Annotated in this window: 21 protein-coding genes; 7 read left to right on the top strand and 14 right to left on the bottom strand. The window is 72.3% G+C overall.

Translation table 11 applies throughout. The features are described 5' to 3' along the window. Positions 1 to 132 precede the first annotated feature (132 nt). The 12 genes from VSH64_RS20670 to VSH64_RS20615 all read right to left on the bottom strand — a co-directional run bounded on the left by VSH64_RS20670 (position 133) and on the right by VSH64_RS20615 (position 10,941). Positions 133 to 1,041 (bottom strand): LysR family transcriptional regulator, encoded by a 909-nt coding sequence (locus VSH64_RS20670; protein WP_326837276.1) that lies wholly within the window; start codon positions 1,039 to 1,041, stop codon positions 133 to 135. A 211-nt stretch (positions 1,042 to 1,252) separates the two neighbouring features. Continuing rightward, positions 1,253 to 2,614 (bottom strand): sensor histidine kinase, encoded by a 1,362-nt coding sequence (locus VSH64_RS20665; protein ID WP_326837275.1) that lies wholly within the window; start codon positions 2,612 to 2,614, stop codon positions 1,253 to 1,255. After that, positions 2,611 to 3,297, bottom strand: coding sequence for a response regulator transcription factor (locus VSH64_RS20660; protein WP_326837274.1), 687 nt, complete (start codon positions 3,295 to 3,297; stop codon positions 2,611 to 2,613). The genes VSH64_RS20665 and VSH64_RS20660 overlap by 4 nt, the downstream gene beginning before the upstream one ends. 63 nt (positions 3,298 to 3,360) lie before the next feature. Next, on the bottom strand, positions 3,361 to 3,630 hold the full coding sequence (locus tag VSH64_RS20655) for a hypothetical protein (protein ID WP_326837273.1): 270 nt from the start codon (positions 3,628 to 3,630) through the stop codon (positions 3,361 to 3,363). 14 nt (positions 3,631 to 3,644) lie between these two features. Then, a complete protein-coding gene (locus tag VSH64_RS20650) occupies positions 3,645 to 4,082 on the bottom strand; it encodes a hypothetical protein (protein WP_326837272.1) in 438 nt (145 codons plus the stop codon). A 103-nt stretch (positions 4,083 to 4,185) separates the two neighbouring features. Beyond that, a complete protein-coding gene (locus VSH64_RS20645; protein WP_326837271.1) occupies positions 4,186 to 5,337 on the bottom strand; it encodes a M20 family metallopeptidase in 1,152 nt (383 codons plus the stop codon). Further along, a complete protein-coding gene (locus tag VSH64_RS20640) occupies positions 5,334 to 6,332 on the bottom strand; it encodes a ketopantoate reductase family protein (RefSeq protein WP_326837270.1) in 999 nt (332 codons plus the stop codon). The genes VSH64_RS20645 and VSH64_RS20640 overlap by 4 nt, the downstream gene beginning before the upstream one ends. Further along, positions 6,325 to 7,125, bottom strand: coding sequence for an SDR family NAD(P)-dependent oxidoreductase (locus VSH64_RS20635; protein WP_326837269.1), 801 nt, complete (start codon positions 7,123 to 7,125; stop codon positions 6,325 to 6,327). Before VSH64_RS20635 ends, VSH64_RS20640 begins: the two co-directional genes overlap by 8 nt. Beyond that, complete coding sequence (locus VSH64_RS20630) at positions 7,126 to 8,436, bottom strand: MFS transporter (protein ID WP_326837268.1); 1,311 nt, start codon at positions 8,434 to 8,436, stop codon at positions 7,126 to 7,128. Beyond that, entirely contained in the window at positions 8,433 to 9,329 is an 897-nt protein-coding gene (locus tag VSH64_RS20625) for a polysaccharide deacetylase family protein (protein ID WP_326837267.1), read from the bottom strand. Before VSH64_RS20625 ends, VSH64_RS20630 begins: the two co-directional genes overlap by 4 nt. Next, positions 9,326 to 10,336 (bottom strand): Lrp/AsnC family transcriptional regulator, encoded by a 1,011-nt coding sequence (locus tag VSH64_RS20620; RefSeq protein WP_326837266.1) that lies wholly within the window; start codon positions 10,334 to 10,336, stop codon positions 9,326 to 9,328. Before VSH64_RS20620 ends, VSH64_RS20625 begins: the two co-directional genes overlap by 4 nt. A 38-nt stretch (positions 10,337 to 10,374) precedes the next feature. After that, positions 10,375 to 10,941: a TetR/AcrR family transcriptional regulator gene (locus tag VSH64_RS20615; protein ID WP_326837265.1), complete on the bottom strand. Its 567-nt coding sequence runs from the start codon at positions 10,939 to 10,941 to the stop codon at positions 10,375 to 10,377. Positions 10,942 to 10,993: 52 nt separating this feature from the next. On the opposite strand from VSH64_RS20615, the gene VSH64_RS20610 reads away from it, so the two are divergent. The 3 genes from VSH64_RS20610 (at position 10,994) to VSH64_RS20600 (ending at position 12,314) form a co-directional block, all read left to right on the top strand. Next, entirely contained in the window at positions 10,994 to 11,431 is a 438-nt protein-coding gene (locus tag VSH64_RS20610; RefSeq protein WP_326837264.1) for an SRPBCC family protein, read from the top strand. A 158-nt stretch (positions 11,432 to 11,589) separates the two neighbouring features. Next, the gene (locus VSH64_RS20605) at positions 11,590 to 11,961 is read left to right on the top strand and encodes a winged helix-turn-helix transcriptional regulator (protein ID WP_326837263.1); all 372 of its coding nucleotides are present in this window, start codon (positions 11,590 to 11,592) and stop codon (positions 11,959 to 11,961) included. A gap of 14 nt (positions 11,962 to 11,975) precedes the next feature. After that, positions 11,976 to 12,314, top strand: coding sequence for a hypothetical protein (locus VSH64_RS20600; RefSeq protein WP_326837262.1), 339 nt, complete (start codon positions 11,976 to 11,978; stop codon positions 12,312 to 12,314). A gap of 143 nt (positions 12,315 to 12,457) precedes the next feature. Here VSH64_RS20600 and VSH64_RS20595 read toward each other — a convergent pair whose 3' ends face one another. Together VSH64_RS20595 and VSH64_RS20590 are read right to left on the bottom strand one after the other, a co-directional pair. Continuing rightward, on the bottom strand, positions 12,458 to 13,108 hold the full coding sequence (locus VSH64_RS20595; RefSeq protein ID WP_326837261.1) for a response regulator transcription factor: 651 nt from the start codon (positions 13,106 to 13,108) through the stop codon (positions 12,458 to 12,460). Further along, on the bottom strand, positions 13,105 to 14,316 hold the full coding sequence (locus VSH64_RS20590) for a sensor histidine kinase (RefSeq protein WP_326837260.1): 1,212 nt from the start codon (positions 14,314 to 14,316) through the stop codon (positions 13,105 to 13,107). Before VSH64_RS20590 ends, VSH64_RS20595 begins: the two co-directional genes overlap by 4 nt. 156 nt (positions 14,317 to 14,472) lie before the next feature. Here VSH64_RS20590 and VSH64_RS20585 point away from each other — a divergent pair, with 156 nt between their 5' ends. The 4 genes from VSH64_RS20585 (at position 14,473) to VSH64_RS20570 (ending at position 18,742) form a co-directional block, all read left to right on the top strand. Further along, positions 14,473 to 15,927 (top strand): ArnT family glycosyltransferase, encoded by a 1,455-nt coding sequence (locus tag VSH64_RS20585; RefSeq protein ID WP_326837259.1) that lies wholly within the window; start codon positions 14,473 to 14,475, stop codon positions 15,925 to 15,927. Beyond that, a complete protein-coding gene (locus VSH64_RS20580; protein ID WP_326837258.1) occupies positions 15,891 to 16,547 on the top strand; it encodes a GOLPH3/VPS74 family protein in 657 nt (218 codons plus the stop codon). The genes VSH64_RS20585 and VSH64_RS20580 overlap by 37 nt, the downstream gene beginning before the upstream one ends. A gap of 49 nt (positions 16,548 to 16,596) precedes the next feature. Then, positions 16,597 to 17,373 (top strand): isocitrate lyase/PEP mutase family protein, encoded by a 777-nt coding sequence (locus VSH64_RS20575; protein WP_326837257.1) that lies wholly within the window; start codon positions 16,597 to 16,599, stop codon positions 17,371 to 17,373. Between the two features lie 742 nt (positions 17,374 to 18,115). Further along, positions 18,116 to 18,742, top strand: coding sequence for a hypothetical protein (locus VSH64_RS20570; RefSeq protein ID WP_326837993.1), 627 nt, complete (start codon positions 18,116 to 18,118; stop codon positions 18,740 to 18,742). The last annotated feature ends 23 nt before the right edge of the window (positions 18,743 to 18,765 follow it).

Genomic DNA, 18,765 nt, shown 5'->3' with positions numbered 1-18,765 from the left:
ATCCTTTCGCACCTGCTGTTCTTGCTCTGCCACCGAAGTTAGTAGCGGGCAGGGGGAAAGGGAATGATCATGTCGCGAAGAATGGTATGACCGCGGCGATCATACCATTCTTCGCGTGGTGTTCTCGGTGTTTCAGCTGGTCAGCGGTTCGGCGAAGATCTCGCGCGCGGCGGCCACGAGGTCGGCCAGGTCGCCGCTGTCGCCGCGGTCACGTCGCCAGATCAGGTTGGTCTCCAGCTCAGGCCGGAAATCCGTGAACGGGAGCACGGCCACGTTCTCGAGCCGGTAGAGGTGCATGGGGCTGGCCTCGTCGAGCATGGAAATGGAAAACGCCAAGCCGGAGGAAATGATTTCCGAGACCCCGGAATACCCGGTGTTGGTGAGCTTGAACCGCTTTTTGATGCCCAGGGTCATCAATTGGTGGTCGAGCTGCTCGAAATACGCCGGAGTGGATTCCTCGGGGGAGGCGAGGTAGGCGAACCCGGCCAGCTCGGCGAGGCTCACCGACTCGCGGCCGGTGAACTGGTCGGCCGGCACCACGGCGCCCAGCCGCTCGGACATCGCCGGCACCGCCTCGAGCGCCGGGTCGGTCACCGGCATGCGGGCCAGCGTGAGCGCGAGACGGCCGTCGAGCACGGCGTCAACGAGATCCGGGCTCGCGCCGGGCCAGCGCTTCAGCTCGAACCGCTCGCGCACGCGCTCGGCCAGCGCCGTCACGCGGTCGCGCAGGTCCGGGTGCACGCCGGCCGGCATGCCGAGGAACACCGTGCTGCGCTGGGGTTTCGTCGCCTCGCGCAGCCGCCAGGGGATGGAGTTGACCTGGTCCAGCACGTCGCGCGCGATCGGCAGCAGCGCGGTACCCGCGGGGGTGAGCGTGACGTGGTGGGTGCTGCGGTCGAACAGCTTCTGGTCGAGCTCGTGCTCGAGGTCCTTGATCCGCTGGCTCAGCGGCGACGCGGCCATGTGGAGCCGCCGCGCGGCCGCCGAGAAGTTGAGTTCCTCGGCGACGGCCACGAAGTAACGCAGGTGCAGCATTTCCACGGTGCCAGCCTAACCGGTGACTGCCTGACTTCCGGTGGATCACCTGTGGAGTGGAGTTTCCGCTTCGGGCAAAAGGCTTTGGCTGTGTCGGGAGTCACGGTGCCGGGATCGTCCGTTATGGACAGTGTGATCGGCGTCCGCCGCTTGCGATTTGCGGGTCGAAGGGCACCGCCGCGGCGCCTGACAACGGTCGCGGTCAGGGACAGTGTGGTCAGTGCGCGGTGAGGGGGAGCGTGATCGTGAAGGCCGCGCCGCCTTCCGGCGCGGGTCCGGCCCGCAGCGCGCCGCCCATGCGTGTGACCAGGCCGTGGACCAGCGCGAGGCCGATGCCGGAGCCGACCGGGCGCCGGTCGCGGTAGCGCTTGTTCAGCACGCCGCGCTCGAAGGCCACCTCGTAGTCCTCCGGCGCGAGGCCGGGGCCGCCGTCGCGCACGGCGAGGTGTGCGTGTCCGTCGGCCACGACCAGGGAGAACACCATGGGCGCGCCGGGCGGGGTCACGCGCAGGGCGTTCTCGGCCAGGCCGTCGACCACCTGCTGCAAGCGCCGCGCGTCGGCGGTCACCAGCACGGGTGCGCCGGGTGTGTCGACGTAGAGCGGCACGTTTTCGCGTTCGCAGCGCAGCTGCCACACGCGCACACGATCGTGCACGAGCGCGGCCAGGTCGAGCGTCGCGAGGTCGAGGCGGAACTCGTCGGCGCCGAGGCGGGCGAGCTCGAGCAGGTCGCTCACCAGGCGTTCCAGCCGCTGTGCCTCGCGGTGGATGGTCTCGCCCGCACGGCGCGCCTCGGGTCCTTCGGCGACCCCGTCGGCCACGGCCTCGGCGAACCCGGTCACGGCGGTGAGCGGGGTGCGCAGCTCGTGGGACACCGAGAGCAGGAACTCACGTTGGCGCGCCTCGCTGTGGGCCAGGGCGTCGGCCAGTTCGTTGAGCGATCCCGCGACCTCGGCGACCTCGACGGGCCCCTCCACCGGCACGCGCACGTCACGACGGCCCGCGCGCAGGCTCACCGCCGCGGCCGCGGCTTTACGCAACGGCCGGCCGAGCAGTCGCCCGGACACGTACCCGGCGACGGCCGCCACCAGCAGCCCGATGCCCAGCGCCAGCGCGATGTTGCGCACCAGCGCGCGCTGCGTCGCCTCACCACTGCGAGCGGGCTGGACCAGCGCGAACTCGGCCGCGCGCGGGCCGACCGCGCGGACCTCCACGAGGTACTGCTGCCCGTCCACGGTCACGCGGTCTGACTGGTTCTGCCCCGACGCCAGCCCGGCGCGCTCGGCCACGCGGGTCGAGGTCGCGTCGCCCACGTCCTGGCCGCCCGCGCGCCGCACGACCACGGCGATGCCCTGGCCGCGCACCACGTCGGCGACCTTGCCGACGCCGAGGCGGTTGCCGATGCCGGTGTCGTCGAGCTGCGTCGCGACCACGTCGGCCTGCGCCTTGAGCGACTGTTGCAGCACGGAGTCGGCGGTGGTGCGCACGAGCCGGGTCGCCACCAGCCCCGACACGATCACCGCGATGCCCGCCACCGCCAGGCACACGACCGTGATGCGCAGCGCCAGCGTGCCCCTCATCCGGCGTCCGCCGCGTAGCCGATGCCGCGCACCGTCCTGATCGGACTGTGCGCGCCGAGCTTCGCGCGCAACTGTGCCACGTGCACGTCGACCGTGCGCGTGCCCGCGGCGGCCGCGTAACCCCACACCGCGCTCAGCAGCTGGTCGCGCGAGAGCACGCGGCCGGGGTGGCGCACGAGGTGGGTGAGCAGGTCGAACTCGGTCGAGGTCAGCGTGATCTCCTGCCCGCCGGCCCACGCGCGGCGGCTGGTCACGTCGACGCGCGCGCCGCCGCATTCGAAGGTCTCCGCCGCCGGCGTGCCCCCGCCCGCGCGGCGCAGCACGGTGCGCACGCGCGCGGAAAGCTCCCGCGGGCTGAACGGTTTCGTGAGGTAGTCGTCGGCCCCGATCTCGAGGCCGAGCAGCCGGTCGAGCTCGTCGTCGCGCGCGGTGACGAACAGGACGGGGGTCCAGTCGCCGGCCGCGCGCAACGCCTTGCAGATCTCGATACCGTCCATTCCGGACAGTCCGATGTCGAGCACCACCGCCACCGGCTTGAGCGCACGCACGGCGCCGAGCGCGGCCGCGCCGTCCGACTCCACGTGCACCCCGAAACCGTCGCGCTTCAAGTACAACGCGGCGAGCTCGGCGATCGCGGCCTCGTCCTCCACGACCAGGACGAGACCGCGGCCGGCTGACCCCATGCGGGCTCCCGTTCTCTCCCGCCGCGCCGGTCGTCGGCGCGGAGGCTGTGTCGGAGCGAAAGCCTACTTCGACTGGTCGGCGCCGTCGCCGGCCATGTCGGAGTCGATGCTGTCGAGCGTGGACTGGATGCTGTTCAGTTCGCTGGTGGCCTGGTCGCCGCCGCCGCTGCCGCCGCTTGGTGGCGCCGCCGAGTCACCGCCGTTGCACGCGGTGCAGGCGAGCGCCAGGACCGCGGCCGCCCCGACCGCGGCCGCGAACCGGCGCCCGGTCCGCCAGGCTCCCGCGGTGAGGGGGGCCCGCGCCGCCGCTGATTCCGTGGCGGGGCCCTTCACCGCGAGGCCCGCCTTCACTTCGTGCCCGCGGGCTTGCAGTGCGCCGTGGCGAAGGCGTTGAGCTTGTTCGTGGCGTCGCCGAGCTGGCTGATCCGGCTCTGGCGCTTGTCGGCGCGCTTCTGCAGGCGGTCGGCCGCCGCGGTGTGGCCCTTCGCCTTCTGGTCGGCCGAGCGCGCCTTGAGGTTGGCGACGGAGCCCTCGACCTCGGCGCCGCCGTTGATGCGGTCGGTGAGGTTCTTCGCGCGCTTCTGCAGCTTGGGCACCCAGTCGCCGCACACCTGCTGCGACTCCTCCGGGCTGAGCGTGATCGGGGCGACGGCCGCGGTGGACGAGGCAGGCGGCGCGGGCGGTGCGCTGGTGTCCGCCACGGCCAGCGGCGTCACGACCAGCAGGCCGGCCGCGACACCGCCGCCCGCCAACGCCAGCCGCCGGGTCCAGGTGGTTCCTCGCATCGTTCGTTCTCCCTCTCGTGACCGGTGAGTTCCGGGTACGTGAGTACCTTCTCCTGCCGGTGTACGAGGGGTGTGGGGCGAATGTTCGGGCTTCGTAAAGCCGTCAGCTGGTGCCGAGGCGGTGCAGCACGGCGGCCGCCAGCGCGGTGCGCTCCAGCAGGCCCTCGACGCTGATGTGCTCGTGGCGCGCGTGCGCACCGTCGCCGACGGCGCCGAAGCCGTCGAGCACCGCGTAGCCCAGCGCCGCCACGAAGTTGCCGTCGCTGGCGCCCCCGACGGAGCATTCGCGCAGCTGCACCCCCATCTCCGCGGCCAGGTCACGCGCGAGCTCGTAGAGCCCCACGATGGCGTCCGACCGTTCCATCACCGGCCGGTTCCAGCCGCCCTCGACGGTCACCGTCGCGCGCGGGTCGTTCGCTTTGATCGCGGCGACGCCCGCGTCGATGCGGGCGGCTTCGGCGGCGCTGGACACGCGCACGTCGATCTCGCCGCGCGCCGAGCCGGCGATCACGTTCTGCCTGCTGCCACCGGAGATCACACCGACGTTCACGGTGGTCCCGGCGTCGAGGTCGGTGAGCGCGTGCAGGGCGAGGATCGCGCGGGCCAGCTCGTCGATCGCGCTCGCGCCCTTCGTCGGGTCGAGGCCGGCGTGGGACTCGACGCCGGTCGCGTGGACCTGGAACAGGCCGACACCCTTGCGTGAGGTCTTCACAGCACCGTCTGCGCTCGCCTCGAACACGAGCGTCGCCTTCGTCCCGGCGGCCGCCTCCTCGATCACCGGCCGGGACGCGGGGCTGCCGAGCTCCTCGTCGCCGTTGAGCACCAGCCGCACGGCCGGGCGCGGCAGACCCGCCGCGTCGAGGGCTCGCAGCGCCCACACGGCGTGGACCAGGCCCGATTTCATGTCGAAGATCCCGGGCCCGGTCGCGCGGTCGCCCTCCACCGTGAACGGCCAGCCGGCCAGCGTGCCCAGCGGCCACACCGTGTCGTAGTGGGCGAGCAGCAGCACGGGCTGCTCGCCGGCACCGGGGTAGTCGTAGACCTTGATGTCGCCGTGGCGGCCGCCGTCGAAGTCCCGCACGGCCGCGGGCTCGCCCAGGCGAGAGCGCAGCCAGCCGTCCACCCAGGACAGTCCGCGCGTGAGACTTTCCTTGTCGTCGCTGGGAGTCTCGATGCCGACGTACTCGGCGAGGTCGGCGAGCAGGTCGTCACGGTGCGCGCGCACCCACTCGTGCAGCTCGCGGATCCCGGTCACAGGTGTGCCTCCAGTTCGGTGAGGTGGTGCTCGGACATCGGCGCGCCGGTCTCGACGTCGGCGAGGCGCTTGAGCACGGCTTTCAGCAGCGGCAGGCCGATGCCCAGCTCGGCCGCCTCGTCGAGCACCGGCGCGTAGTGGTGAAACACCTCCACCGGGCGGTGGCGCACGGCGATGTCCCGCCAGATCCCGCTGCGGTCCTTCGGCTGCGTGCGCAGCCAGGCCACCAGCCGGTCCGTCGCCGCCTCGCGCCCTTCGGCGCCCGGCAGGTAGGCGACGGGGTCGAACGCGTCGAACGGCTCCAGCACCCGCGCGCCGGCCGCGGCGAACACCTCGGCCGCGAGCGCGTGCATCAGCGGCCGGTGCCGGTCGATGAGGTCGGCCATCGGCGCGTCGGCCAGCGCGGTGGTGGTCAGCATCGCGCCGAAGCCGAGCTTGGCCCACAGGTAACCCTCGACGTTGGCGGTCGCCTTCGCCGGACCCCAGGACTGCAGATCGGCCACGACCTCTTCCACGCGGTCGGTGATCCGGCCGTCGGGCTCGCCGACGACCAGGGCGCCGGCCCCGCCGTCGCGCACCACACCGGGCTCGGCGACGTCGGCGAAGAGGTTCACGAACGCGCCCACGGTGCGGTGCCCGCCGACGAACGACGCGATGAGCGGCTCGTTGAGCCCGTTCTGCAGCGACACCACGAACCCGTCGGCGGTCAGCCGCGGCTCCAGCCACTGCATCGCGCTCTCCGTGGCCTGGGCCTTCACGGCGAGCAGCACGCGCCCCAGCTCCGGCGGCGCGTCGTCCGGGGTGAACGCGGGCAGGTCCACGCGCCGCTCGCCCGCCGGCGACACCAGCGTGAGGCCGCGGTCGTCGATCGCGGCCACGTGGGCGGCGTCGGCGTCGACGATCACCACCGGGTGCCCGGCTTCGGCGAGGTGGAAGGCGAGCGTGCCGCCGATCGCGCCTCCGCCCACCACCGTGTACGAGCGCCGCTCAACCATGCGTGGTCCTTCCCGTGATTGCTTGCTGCACGGCCGTTTCGCCCGACCAGTGAAGCGGCAGGCCCGCGGCCCCGGCGGTCGAGCCGCCGTCGACGCGCAGCACCGTGCCGGTGATCCAGCCGGCTTCCGGGCCGGCGAGCCACAACACGGCGTCGGCGATCTCGCGCGGCGCGCCTCGGCGGCCGAGCGGGTTCACCGACACCGCCGCCGCGTAGGCCTCCGTGACGGGGTTGGCTTCGCTGTCGACCGTGACGAACCCCGGGCTCACGGCGTTCACGCGGATGCCGTGCGGGCCGAGTTCCACCGCGCACGCCTTGGTCGCCATCTCGAGCGCGGCCTTCGACGTGGCGTAGTGCGCGGCGCCGGGCCGCGCGCGGGTGGCGGCGCCGGAGGAGATGTTCACGACCGTGCCGGTGGTGCCGGCCGCCACGTGCTCGCGGCCGAACGCCACGGTGGTGAGCACGGCGGCGCGCACGTTCACGTCCTGCACGTGGTCCCACCGCGCCGCGGTGAGGTCGAGCAGGCGCGTGGCGGGGTAGATGCCGGCGGCGTTCACCAGCACGTCGACCGGGCCGGCCGCGGTCACCAGCCCTTCGGCGAACGCCGCGTCGGCGAGGTCACCGGGCAGCTCGGTCACGGGCACGCCGTGGTCGGCGCGCAGCCGGGCGGCCACTGTGGACAGTTCGCCGGCGCGCAGGTCCGTACACGCCAGCCGGTCGCCCGCGGCGGCGAACCGGGCCGCGATCGCGGCTCCGATCCCGCCGGCGGCGCCGGTCACGAGAACCGTACGCATCTAGAGCTGCTTCCCCTTCGTCTCGGGCATCGTGAGGTACACCGCGACGCCGATCAGCGCGGCGACGGCGACGTAGACCCACACCAGGTCACCGTGGTGGTTGGCGTTGAGCCAGGTCGTGACGTACGGCGCGGTGCCGCCGAACACGGCGACGGCCAGCGCGTAGGGCAGGCCGATGCCGGTGGTGCGCACCTCGGGCGGGAACTGCTCGGCCATGATCACCGCGCAGTTGGCCGAGTAGCCCACGATCAGCACGAGCCCGATGAGCTCGATCACGAAGACGCTCCAGAACCCGTTGGCCAGGAAGTGGAACGCGGGCCAGGCGAAGATCACGAACCCGGCGGCGAACGCGGTCATCGTGGGCTTGCGGCCGAAGCGGTCCGACAGCAGGCCGCCGAAGGGCAGCAGGCAGATGAACACGAGCATGGCCAGCGTGTTGGCCAGCAGCGCGGTCTTGAGCGGGATGCCGGTGGAGAGGTGGGCGTAGGCCGGCATGTAGCTCACCCACACGTAGTAGATGAGCGTGCCGGCGATCGTGATGCCGGCCACGCGCAGGGCGGCGCCGGGGTGGTCGCGGAGCATGGCGACGACCGGGTTGCGCCGGTTCTCGCCGTCGGGCCGGGTGCTGACCTTGCCGAACGCCTCGGTCTCGTGCACCGAGCGGCGCAACCACAGACCGACCAGGCCCAGCAGCCCGGCGACGCCGAACGCGAGCCGCCAGCCCCAGCCGTGCAGGTCGCTGTCCGACAGCGTCGAGTTGAGGATGGTGCCGAGCAGGGCCGCGATGAGCGAGCCCGCGCCCACCGACACCTGCTGCCACGACCCGGCGAACGCGCGGCGCCCGGTGGCGGCCGACTCGATGAGGAACGCCGAGGACGAACCGAACTCGCCGCCCGCCGAGAAGCCCTGCACGAGCCGGGCGAGCAGCAGCACGATCGGTGCGCCCACGCCGATCTGGGTGTAGGTGGGGCACACCGCGATCACGATCGACGCGCCCGCCATCAGCGAAATCGTGAGCGTGAGGCCCTTCTTGCGGCCGCGCCGGTCGGCGTACGCGCCGAGCACCGCGCCGCCGATCGGGCGCATCACGAAGCCGACGGCGAACACGGCCAGCGTGGACAGCAGCGCGGTGGTTTCGTTGCCGCCCGCGAAGAACTGGCCGGCGAAGATGGGGGAGAAGGTGGCGTAGACGGCCCAGTCGACCCATTCGACGGTGTTGCCGATGGAGCCGGCCACGATCGCCTTGCGCTGCTGCGGGTTGAGGCGGTGGGCCGTGGTGATGGTGTCCGAAGTGGACGGCACGGTCGTCATGGCCGGCCCCCGTCGGCCGTGAGGACGTGGTCGACGACCTGGGCGTGGGTGGCGAACCACACGCCGGCGTGGCCGCTGATGTGGTCGAGCAGCTCGGTGAGGATCGCGACGCGTGAGCGGTGGCCGATGATGTGCGGGTGCATGGTGAGCTGGAAGAGGCCGCCTTCGGCGTAGGCCGCGTCGAACTCGTCGCGCCAGATCGACAGCACCCCGCGCGGTGGCGTGTAGGGGCGCAGGGAGGCGAAGCGGTCCATCATGAAGTACGGCGCGTCGTCGCGGATCCACTCCACGGGCAGCTCGACGATGCCGGTGGGTTCGCCGTTCTCGAGCAGCTCGTAGCAGTCGTCGTCGGCCATCAGCGACGAGTCGTACTCGAGGCCGAGCTCGCGGGTGATCGTGAGCGTGTGCGCGGAGAAGTCCCACGACGGCGTGCGGATGCCGACCGGACGGGCGCCGGTGAGCCCTTCGAGCACGTCGGCGGCGCGGAAGGCGAGGTCACGCTCCTCGGTCTCGGTGAGCGCGGTGTTGCGTTCGTGGATCCAGCCGTGCAGCGCCACCTCGTGGCCGGCGTCCACATAGGACTTCACCTCGCCGTCGTGCAGCAGGGCCGACACGGCGGGCACGAAGAACGACGCGGGCGCGTTGAAGCGGTCGAGCAGCTTGAGCAGGCGCGGCACACCCACGCGGGCGCCGTACTCGCCCTGGGCGAGCTTGCCGGGCAGCACCTCGCCGTCGCGCAGCGCGGGCGTCTCGTGGTCGGAGTCGAACGACAGCGCCACGGCGACCTTCGCGCCGCCGGGCCACCGCGCGGGTTTGAGCGAGCGGCCGGCGCGGACGTGCTCCACGTGTCCTCGCCAGGTGTTCTCGTCCCAGAGCCAAGGTTGTTCGGTCATGCTTCCTCCCGGGTTGCCGCCGCGGCGGGCGTGGGCGACCAAGCGCGTTTGAGCGTGGCGACCTGCAGGGTCACGTCGGCTTCCCGCAATCCGGGCAGGGCGCCGACGACGTCGGTGGTGTGGCGGTAGAGCTCGCCGTAGTGGCGCAGCACGATCTGGCCCACGAGGTTGAAGCGGCCGGTGGTCGCGCTCAGGTACTTGGTGCCGGGGTGCGCGGCGAGCTGCTGGCCGGCACGGTCGAGCTCGGCCGGGGTGACCGAGAGCCAGAGCATGAACTCGAGCGCGTACCCGAACATCGCGGGCTCCGCGAGCGTGCGGAAGCGTAGGCAGCCGCGGCGCACGAGGGAATCGACGCGGCGCGCCACGGTGGACTCGCTCGTCCCCACCTGGCGCGAGACCTCCTTGAACGACAGGCGGCCGTCTTCGCCGAGCGCGGCGCTGATCGCGAGGTCGAGCTCGTCGAGCTGCTCGGGCGGGCGTTCCCAGTGCTGTTCCTCGAACGGGCGCACCTCCGCGCCGCGCAGCTCGGCCGCGGCCTGGGCGTCGAGCTCGCCGGAGTCCCAGTCGTGGTTGGAGGTGAACGTGCGCATGACCGCGAAGGTCTCGGCGTCGCGGACGTTGTCGGCGGCCGGGAAATCGCCCTGCAGCCGCGCGATGTCGCGGTAGGTGGGGAGCACGAACTCGGCGGAGCAGTCGGCGCTGCCCGCGAGCACCGTCGCGTAGCGGACCTCCGGCCGCGCGGCCAGCTGCTCGGCGACGGCGGTCGCGGTGCCCGGCCGGCACTTCAGCCGTGCCAGCACCGGCACGCCGAGGCCGCAGCGCAGCACGTCGACCACGCCGATCACGCGCAGCTGCCCGGATTCCGTCAACTGGCCCGCGCGCCGCAGCACTGTGGACTCACTCGTGCCCACCTGCCGCGCGATCGCGCCCCACGACGCCCGCCCGTTGAGCTGCAACGCGGCGACGATGCGCCGATCCAGATCGCTCACCTTGGCTTCGTCCTGCACGGGTGCATCGTGGATGCAGGAAAACGTCAAGTCAAGGGTCAGGTTTGCAAGAAACCGGCGCTTTGGAGGCTGACGAAGCGGTCCATGGCCGCGTCGACGGCCTCCCGGTCACCCGTGGTCACCAGATCCAGCAGCAGCCCGCGCGTCACGGCGAGACCCAGCCGCGCCTGCGCCGCGCGGTGCTCCTCGGGCACGCCGAGGCGTTCGAGCAGCGCTTCCACCGGGGCGAGCCAGCTGTCGACGATGCCGTCGAGGAACTCCGCCGTTCCGGGTGCGCCGCCGAGGGCTTGGCCGTAGAGCTGGAAGAAGAGCCTTTCGTTGTGCCGCAGCGTTTCGTCGGTGAGCTTGCGCCAGAACGCCCTTGCCAGCTCCTCCGGCGGCAGCCCCGGGTCCAACCCGGCGAGCACGGCCCGCTGCCGCCGCTCCACCTCCCGCGCGACGGCCGTCAGCAGGCCTTCCTTCGAGCCGAAGTGGTAGCTGAGCATCCGATGACTCGTGCCGAGCGCCGCCGCCAACGCCCGCAAACTCTGGCCGGCCCCGTCGCGCGCGATGTGCTCGACGGCCGCGTTGAGGAGCTTGTCCCTTGCTTCGCTTGCTTCCGGCATGTACCAGATGGTACATGTACCACTTGGTACACGCGTTCGGAGGAGGCTTGCTGTGCAGCGAATCTCGGTGCGGGCCCACACACCCGCCGACCCGGCGACGGTTTACGCCCTGCTGCGCGACGGGTCCAGCTGGCCCCGCTGGTCGCCGTTGGGCTCGTTCTCGCTGCTTCGGGAGGGTCCTTCGGAGCGTGAGGGGCTGGGTGCGTTGCGGGTGTTTCGCACTGGCCGTACGCGGTCGTGTGAGGAGGTGATCGCGTTGGAGCCGGATCGTCGTTTCGGTTATGCGCTTCGTAGTGGCTTGCCGCTGCGTGGTTATGTCGCGTATGTCGACCTGGCCGCGGCTTCCGGCGGTGGTACGGAGGTTCACTGGCATTCGTCGTTCCGGGCGAAGGTGCCGGGGACGGGGTGGTTTTATCGGTTGGTGCTGGGGCGGTTCATCGCGCGGGTGGTGGCGGGTTTGGTGGCGGAGACTTCGCGGGTGGCGAGCTAGGTCCGGGTGGCTTCGGTGGGGGTTGGGCGTTCGGTTCCGGCCGCTGTCGGGGGACCCGCCTCGCATCGGGGCCGGCTACCGGGTCGGTACCGCCACACTGGGGGTGCGGCGGTACCTCAGGGTTGTTACTCTCTAGAAGAGAGTGAAGGAGACCTCAGGTGCTGGGAACCCCGTACGACCGCGACTGCCCCACCCGCCAACTCCTCGACCGCATCGGCGACCAGTGGACCGTCCTCATCGTCGGCTCCCTGCGCGACGGCCCCCTCCGCTTCACCCAGATCGGCAAGCGCGTCGAGGGCATCTCCCAGAAAGTCCTGACGCAAACCCTCCGCAGCCTCGTCCGCGACGGCATCCTCACCCGCACGGCGTACCCCGTCATCCCCCCGCGGGTCGAATACGAGCTCACCCCACTCGGCCACGACCTCTCCGAGCCCCTCGACATGCTCGACCGCTGGGCCCGCCACCACATGACCCAGGTGACGGCCGCCCGCGAAGCCTTCGACGCGGAACACACCCCGGCTTCCGCCTGAGGCCCGGTTCGCGAATGTCGGACGACGGCAGCAGCTCCGGCGAGGTGGCGCGCACCGACGGGCGGCCCGCCAAGTACACGAAGAAGGACGCCCTCAACGACGGAGCGATGGCCATGTCGATGGCCAAAGCGGGCGCCGCGTTTACCCCGGCCGGCGGCCCGGTCAGCGCGCTAGCGCTGGAGATCTCGCCATGGCCGAAGTTCGAGTTCGCAGAAGGCGTCTTGCAAGCGGGCTCGAACCGGCTACCGCTGCGACAACATCGCCGCGATGATGCCGCACCTTCGGCCAGTGATCAGGATGATCCTGAACTTTCTCGAATCTCTGCGTCGCGGTGCTCACTTCGCACTGACTGATCTCGGAGCCGCGCCTCCCCGCCAGTTGCGTGACGCGCACGAATCTGGTGGCTGAAGCCCCTTCGGCCGAGCTGACTTCACAAGTTCGTCGTGAGGCCGGAGCAACTGGCCCGGCTGGCAAAGAACCAAGAGTCACTGACCCCTCAGCGACTCACCAACCCGGCCTCATGCGCCAACAACCCCGCCTGCGTCCGGTTCGCACATTCCAGCTTCACCAACATCCGCGACACATAACTCTTCACCGTCGCCTCCGCCAGGTGCAGCCGGGCGGCGATGTCCGCGTTGGACAGGCCCTCGCCGAGGCAGGTGAGGACGTCGCGTTCGCGGTCGGTGAGGGTGGAGGTGCGGCGGAGGGCGTCGTGGGTGCGGGTGTGGCCGTCGGAGGAGAGGGCGACGAGGCGGCGGGCCGCGGAGGGGGACAGCACGGTGTGGCCGTCGGCGGCGACGCGGACGAGGCCGATGAGGTCTTCGGGCGGCGTGGATTTCACGAGGAAGCCCGCGGCGCCCGCGCGAAGGGCCCGGATGACGTACGTGTCGGCGTCGAAGGTGGTGAGGGCGACGACCGCGGGCGGGTCGGGCAGGGCGACGATGCGCGCGATGGCCGTGAGGCCGTCGACGCCGGGCATGCGCAGGTCCATGAGCACCACGTCGGGGCGCCAGCGCACCACGGCTTCCACCGCTTCGGCGCCGTCGGCGGCCGAGGCGACGACGGAGAGGTCGTCGGCCGAGCCGAGGATCGTGCGGAGGTGGGCGCAGACCATGGGCTCGTCGTCGGCCACGACCACCGTGATCACCGGGGAGCACCTTCCGTCGTCGGGACGTAGGCGGGAAGTATCGCACCGACCCGGAACCCGCCGCCGGGCTCGGGGCCCGCGTCCAGGCGCCCGCCGACGAGTTCCACGCGCTGGCGCAGCCCGCTCAGCCCCGCGCCCGAGCCGCTGCCGGCGAGCGTCGGGTCCGGCGGGCGGCACGCGCGGGTGTTGGTCACGCACACGTCCAGACCACCGGGGTGGTACCGCAGGCTCACCGAAGCCGACGAACCCGGCGCGTGCTTGCGGACGTTCGTGAGCGCCTCCTGCACCACGCGGTACGCCGTGCGCGCCACCGTCGGCGAAACCTGCTCGGGGTCGCCGCTCATCGAAAGCTCCGTGGCCACCCCGACGGCCACCGAGTCGGCCACGAGGTCCGCCGGCGAAGCCACCGGCGCCGGCGACGCGGCCGGCGGCTCGACGCTCGACCCGTCCCGCAGCACGCCCACCAGGTCCCGCAGCTCGTCGAGCGCGTGCGCGCCCTCGCGGCGGATGTCCTCGGCCGCCGTGCGCACAGCCGGGTCCGCCGACACGACGCCGAGCGCGCCCGCATGGAGCACCATCAGGCTCAGCCGGTGGGTCACCACGTCGTGCATCTCGCCCGCGAGCCGCCGGCGTTCCTCGGCACGCGCGCGTTCGGCCAGCAGGTGCTGCTCGCGTTCCGCGCGCTCGGCCCGGTCCCGCAGCGAACGCAGCAGCTGCCGGCGCGCCTCGAAGTACAGCGCCACGGCCACCGGAAACGCGGTGCTCAGCAGCCCGAACGGCGTCGTGTTCCAAGCCGGGTCCCACGGCCGCGTCGCCAGCACCGCGAGCACACCGCCGAGCCACAGCAGCCGCCGCCGGTCCATCACGCGCGGCAGCTGGCTCAGCACCAGCGGCGTGATCGTCGGCACGGTCATCAGGCTCGGCTGATCCGCGGGCACCAGCAGCCCGGGGGAGAACAGGTCCGACGCCAGCATCGCCAGCGAAGCCACCACCAGCAGCCCGGCCACACCCTCGGGGAAGCGGAAGACCGCCAGCAACGCCAGGTCGCACAGCAGCCGCAACACCAGCCCGGCGTACGGCCCGAGCGCACCAGTCGTCGGCGCGGCGAGCTGCAGCGCGACGTCGATCCCGGCGAACAGCACCGCCGCGCCCGCCAGCCAGCCCAGATCGGCCGGTCGGGGCCAGGTGCCCCGCCGCACTTCGGTCACGCCGTCACGGTAACGGCTGGTCCGGTCCCGCGCGGCGCATTCACCTCCACCGGGGGAGCGGCCGCAACGAAAGTTGCGGGCCCGGCAACGTTCGTCGCCCGCATCGCCTACCGATCACCGTTTCGCGCACCCGGCCGCGCGCGGTGGACTCGGATCATGACGAGCCTCAAGACGCGCCCCGAGACCCGGGAGATCGCGGCCTTCGCGCGGCTGCCGGTGCTGACCGTGGCCACGCTGGCGGCCGCGGTGCTCGTGATCACGAGCGTCCGCTACGCGCACGGTTTCGACGAGCTCTATTTCCTGGTGGCCGGTCGAGATCATCCGGCCTGGGGGTATTTCGACCAGCCACCGCTCGTCCCGATGCTCGCGGGCACGCTCGACCGCCTGTTCCCCGGCTCGCTGCTCGCGCTGCGGCTGCCGATGGCGCTCGCGGTCGGTGCCGGTGTGGCGATCACCGCGCTCACGGCCCGCGAGCTCGGCGGCCGCCGCGGCGCGCAGGTGATGGCCGCGGGGCTCTACGCGACGTCGAACCTCGTCGTCCTCAGCCACTGGGTGTCCACCTACGGGCTGGACCCGTTCCTGTGGACGGTCGTCGTGTTCCTGCTGGTGCGCTGGACCCGCACCCGCCGCGACGGGCTGCTCGTGTGGGCCGGCGTGGTCACGGCCGTGTCGCTCGAGGTGAAGTTCCTCATCCCCGCGCTGTGGGCCGCGGTGCTGGTCAGCGCGGCGATCTTCGGCCCGCGCACACTGCTGAGCCGCCCGAAGCTGTGGCTCGCGGCGCTGATCGCGGTGGTCGCGACCATCCCGGCCCTCGCCTGGCAGGCCACGCACGGCTGGCCGTACCCCCACATGGCCGACGTCGTGGCGGCCGAGTTCCCCGGCTACCTGGCCTTCGCGCGCGACGGGCTGCTCGGCGCGGGCCTGGGCGTCGGCGTGCTCGGTCTGCTCTACGGCTTGTGGCGGTTGTTCCGGTCGGCGGAGCTGCGGCCGTACCGGTACCTCGCCGTCGCGTTGCTGCTGGTCGCGGTGGCGGTGCTGCTCACGCACGGCCGCTCGTACTACTTGATGAGCCTCTACGCGCTGCCTTTCGCCGCCGCCGCGGTGGAGCTGAGCCGGCGAGATCTGGCGCGCTGGTGGCGGCTTCCGGTGGGGATCGCGTTCGCGGTGTCGGCGGCGGTGACCGTGGCCGGCCTGCCGGTGTGGCCCGCTTCGGTCACGGCGACGACGTTCGGGCCGGTTTCGCTCGGCACGGTGTTCGCGGGTGGCGAGACGGCCCAGAAGCAGGTGGCGGACGTGGTGGGGCAAACGTATGCGGCGTTGCCGGACAAGGCACACACGGCCGTGTACGCGGAGATCTACCCGTTCGCCGCGGCCGTGGAGTACTACGGGCCGCGGTACGGGATCACGGACGTCTACAGTGGACACCGCGGTTACTGGTACTTCGACCGGCCATCGGACCAGGCGCGGGACGTGCTGTTCGTGGGCTTCGACCCGGCTCTGCTGAAACCGTATTTCTCGTCGGTGACCGAGGTCGTTCCCGGCCTGGTCTGGCGCTATTCCGGAAGGACACAATCGTGGGACACGATCTGGCCGCGGGTGAAGCGGCAATGACCCTTTCGCTGGCCGCTCGGGCCTATCTGCTGGGGTGTGACTCGGACGGGGGCCGCGTACGCCGGCGCGGTGACGCCGCGCTGTTCGTGCGCGCCGCCGCCTTGACCGACCTGCTGCTGCGCGGCCGGCTCAGGGTCGCCGGCGGCCGGGTCTCGGCTTCGGGCGCCGGTCCGACCGGCGACCTGCTGCTCGACGACGTGCTCGCCGGCCTCGCCGACGAGGGCCCGACCCGGTGGAAACGCCTGCTGCGCCAGGGTTCCGCCGACACCCTGCACTCGCTGGAGCAGCAGCTGGTCGCGGCGGGCGTGCTGCACTCGCGCGTGACGCCGCTCTGGCGACGCACGGTGGTGCGCCTGGCCGAGCGCGCTCCGGCCGACGCGGTGCGCGCCACTGTGGACAATGCGCTGACCGCGCCGTTGTCCGAAGTGGACGCCCGGGCCGCCGCTCTGACCGCGCTCGCCGCGGCCACCCGGATCGGCTTCACCCGCCGCTCGGCCCGCCGGCACGCCGACCGGTTGCGGGCCCTGGACGAGGTGGCCGGCTCGGTGGTGCCGGAAGTGCGTGCCGTGGTGCGGGGGTTGCGGCGCCGCCGGACGGCGCTCATCGCGTCGAGCAGCTGAGCGCCTCGCTTCGGCGGCCACCGAAGAGTCGCGGGCGTAGGTTGCCCGCATGACGTCTTTCGCCGCGTTGCACGTGCCTGGGAAACCCTTGCTGCTGCCCAATGTGTGGGAGTTCGGCTTCGCGGCCGCGCTCGCCGCGGCGGGGCACCCGGCGGTCGGCACCACGAGCCTGGGCGTGTCGGCCGCCGCCGGGCTGGCCGACGGCGCCCCTTCGTCCCGCGCCGCCACGGTGGCGCTGGCCCGCACGCTGGCGCCGCTCGACGTGCTGGTGAGCGTGGACATCGCCGACGGCTTCAGCACGGACCCGGCCGAGGTCGCCGACCTGGTGGCGGAGCTCGCCAACGCGGGCGCCGTGGGCGTGAACCTCGAAGACGCCCGCGCCGACGGCACCCTCGCCCCGGTGGAGGTGCAGTGCGCGCTCATCGCGGCCGCCCGCACCGCCGCACCCGGCCTATTCCTCAACGCCCGCACCGACACCCACTGGCTCGGCGTCGGCCCGGTGTCCACCGCCGTCGCCCGCGCGCGGGCCTACCGCGACGCCGGCGCCGACGGCCTGTTCGTCCCGGGCCTCGCCGAGCCCGCGGACATCACGGAGGTGGTGGCGGCGACCGACCTGCCGGTGAACGTCCTGTTCCTCCCGGGCCGCGTCACCATGGCCGGCCTCGCCTCACTGGGGGTGGCGAGGGTGAGCCTCGGGTCGACGCCGTACCGGGTCGCACTGGCCGCGGCTCTGGCGACGGTCGCCGCCACCCTGGAGGGGACGGAGCTGCCGCTGACGCCGCCGTCGTACGCGGAGGTGGCGGATCTGTTGCCGGCGGCCGAGTAGGGGAGGGCCTGGTCGGGGCGTTGCCGGGCCGGGCTTGGGCCGGATCGCTCCTCGGGCACCACGGCTTCGGCCGAACGGCGTCTCGCCGCACTCGGCTGAAGCCGCCCGCCAAGTGGGGAGGACCGGCGCCGTCGCACGGCCTCGCCGCTGCTGGGGGCCAAGCACGGGCTGGATTCCCACCCGGATACCAGCCCGACGACGCCGAACCGCGTCTCGCCGCGTTCGGCTGAGGCCGCCCTCCCCGTGGCGGGAACCTGCGGTACCGGCGTGGACGCGGGACGTCGCCGACGTGCGGGCCGGCGCCGGGCCGGGTTGTGCCTCGGACTTCACGTCTGACGTCGCCCCACGGTGTTTCACCGCGTTCGGCTGAAGCCGCCCGCCAGCGGCAAAAGTACTTGCGGGACCGGCGCAGTAGTCGCCGGACCGGCACCAGCGCAGCGGCCGGCACCGGGCCGGATTGCCCCGCGGGCACCAAGGCTGACATCGCCGAATGTCGTGTCGCCGCACTCGGCTGAAGTCGCCGGTCAAGTGCGCAGGACTTGCAGGACTGGGGCCGTCGCAAGGCCTCGTCGTCGCGGAGGCCGCCGGCGGGCCGGATCGCTCTCGGACACCACACCTGACGACGCAGAACACCGTCTCACCCCATTCGGCTGAAGCCGCCCCGAGCGGTGAACTACGGTATGTGCCCGTGGTTGGTCCGCATTTCACCCCCGGTCCCTCGGACACGGCGCCCCTCGCTGCGGTGCCCGCGCAGGCGGGTTCGCCGCCCGGTCCGCCGGCGCCGTCGCCGCCTCCGCAGCGGGACACGAAGGCGCTGCTGGTGCGCGGCGCCGGCCTGCTCGTGATCGCCGTGGTGGCCGGGCTGGTCTGGTACCTGATCCGGCACGACAGCACGCCCGCGCCGGTGGCGCAGGAGCCGGTGAAGACGAGCCCGTTCGACTACCGGCTGGTGGAGGGCCCGAACAAGTCCGCCGACTGCGCCGCGAAGTCCTACGACGACACCAAGAAGTTCTTCCAGGCCAACCCCTGCGGCTCGCTCGCGCGGGGGCTCTACACCGTCGAATACGGTGACGCGAAGGCACTGGTGTCGGTCGTCAAGGTGAGCATGCCGACAGCGGCGCAGGCGACCGCGCTCAAGGCGCTGACCGACCGGGACGGCACCGGCAACGTGAGCGACCTCGTCCGCGACGGCACCTACAAGGCCGCCGGCGCCCCGAAGGTGAGCGGTGACCAGGCGGAGTACGAATCGGCCGTGACGGGCACCGACGTCACCATCGTGCTCGCCGACTTCTACGCCCGTCACCGCGACGACGTGTTGCTCAAGCGCATCGCGACCGGCGCCCTCGAGCTCGGGCCGAACCTGCACTGAACGGCTTTTTCACGGCTCGACCA

Source organism: Amycolatopsis rhabdoformis (assembly GCF_035918295.1).
GTDB lineage: Bacteria > Actinomycetota > Actinomycetes > Mycobacteriales > Pseudonocardiaceae > Amycolatopsis > Amycolatopsis rhabdoformis.
The sequence above is the reverse complement of the archived record's forward strand: the minus strand, read 5'-3'. Positions and strand labels throughout refer to the sequence as shown.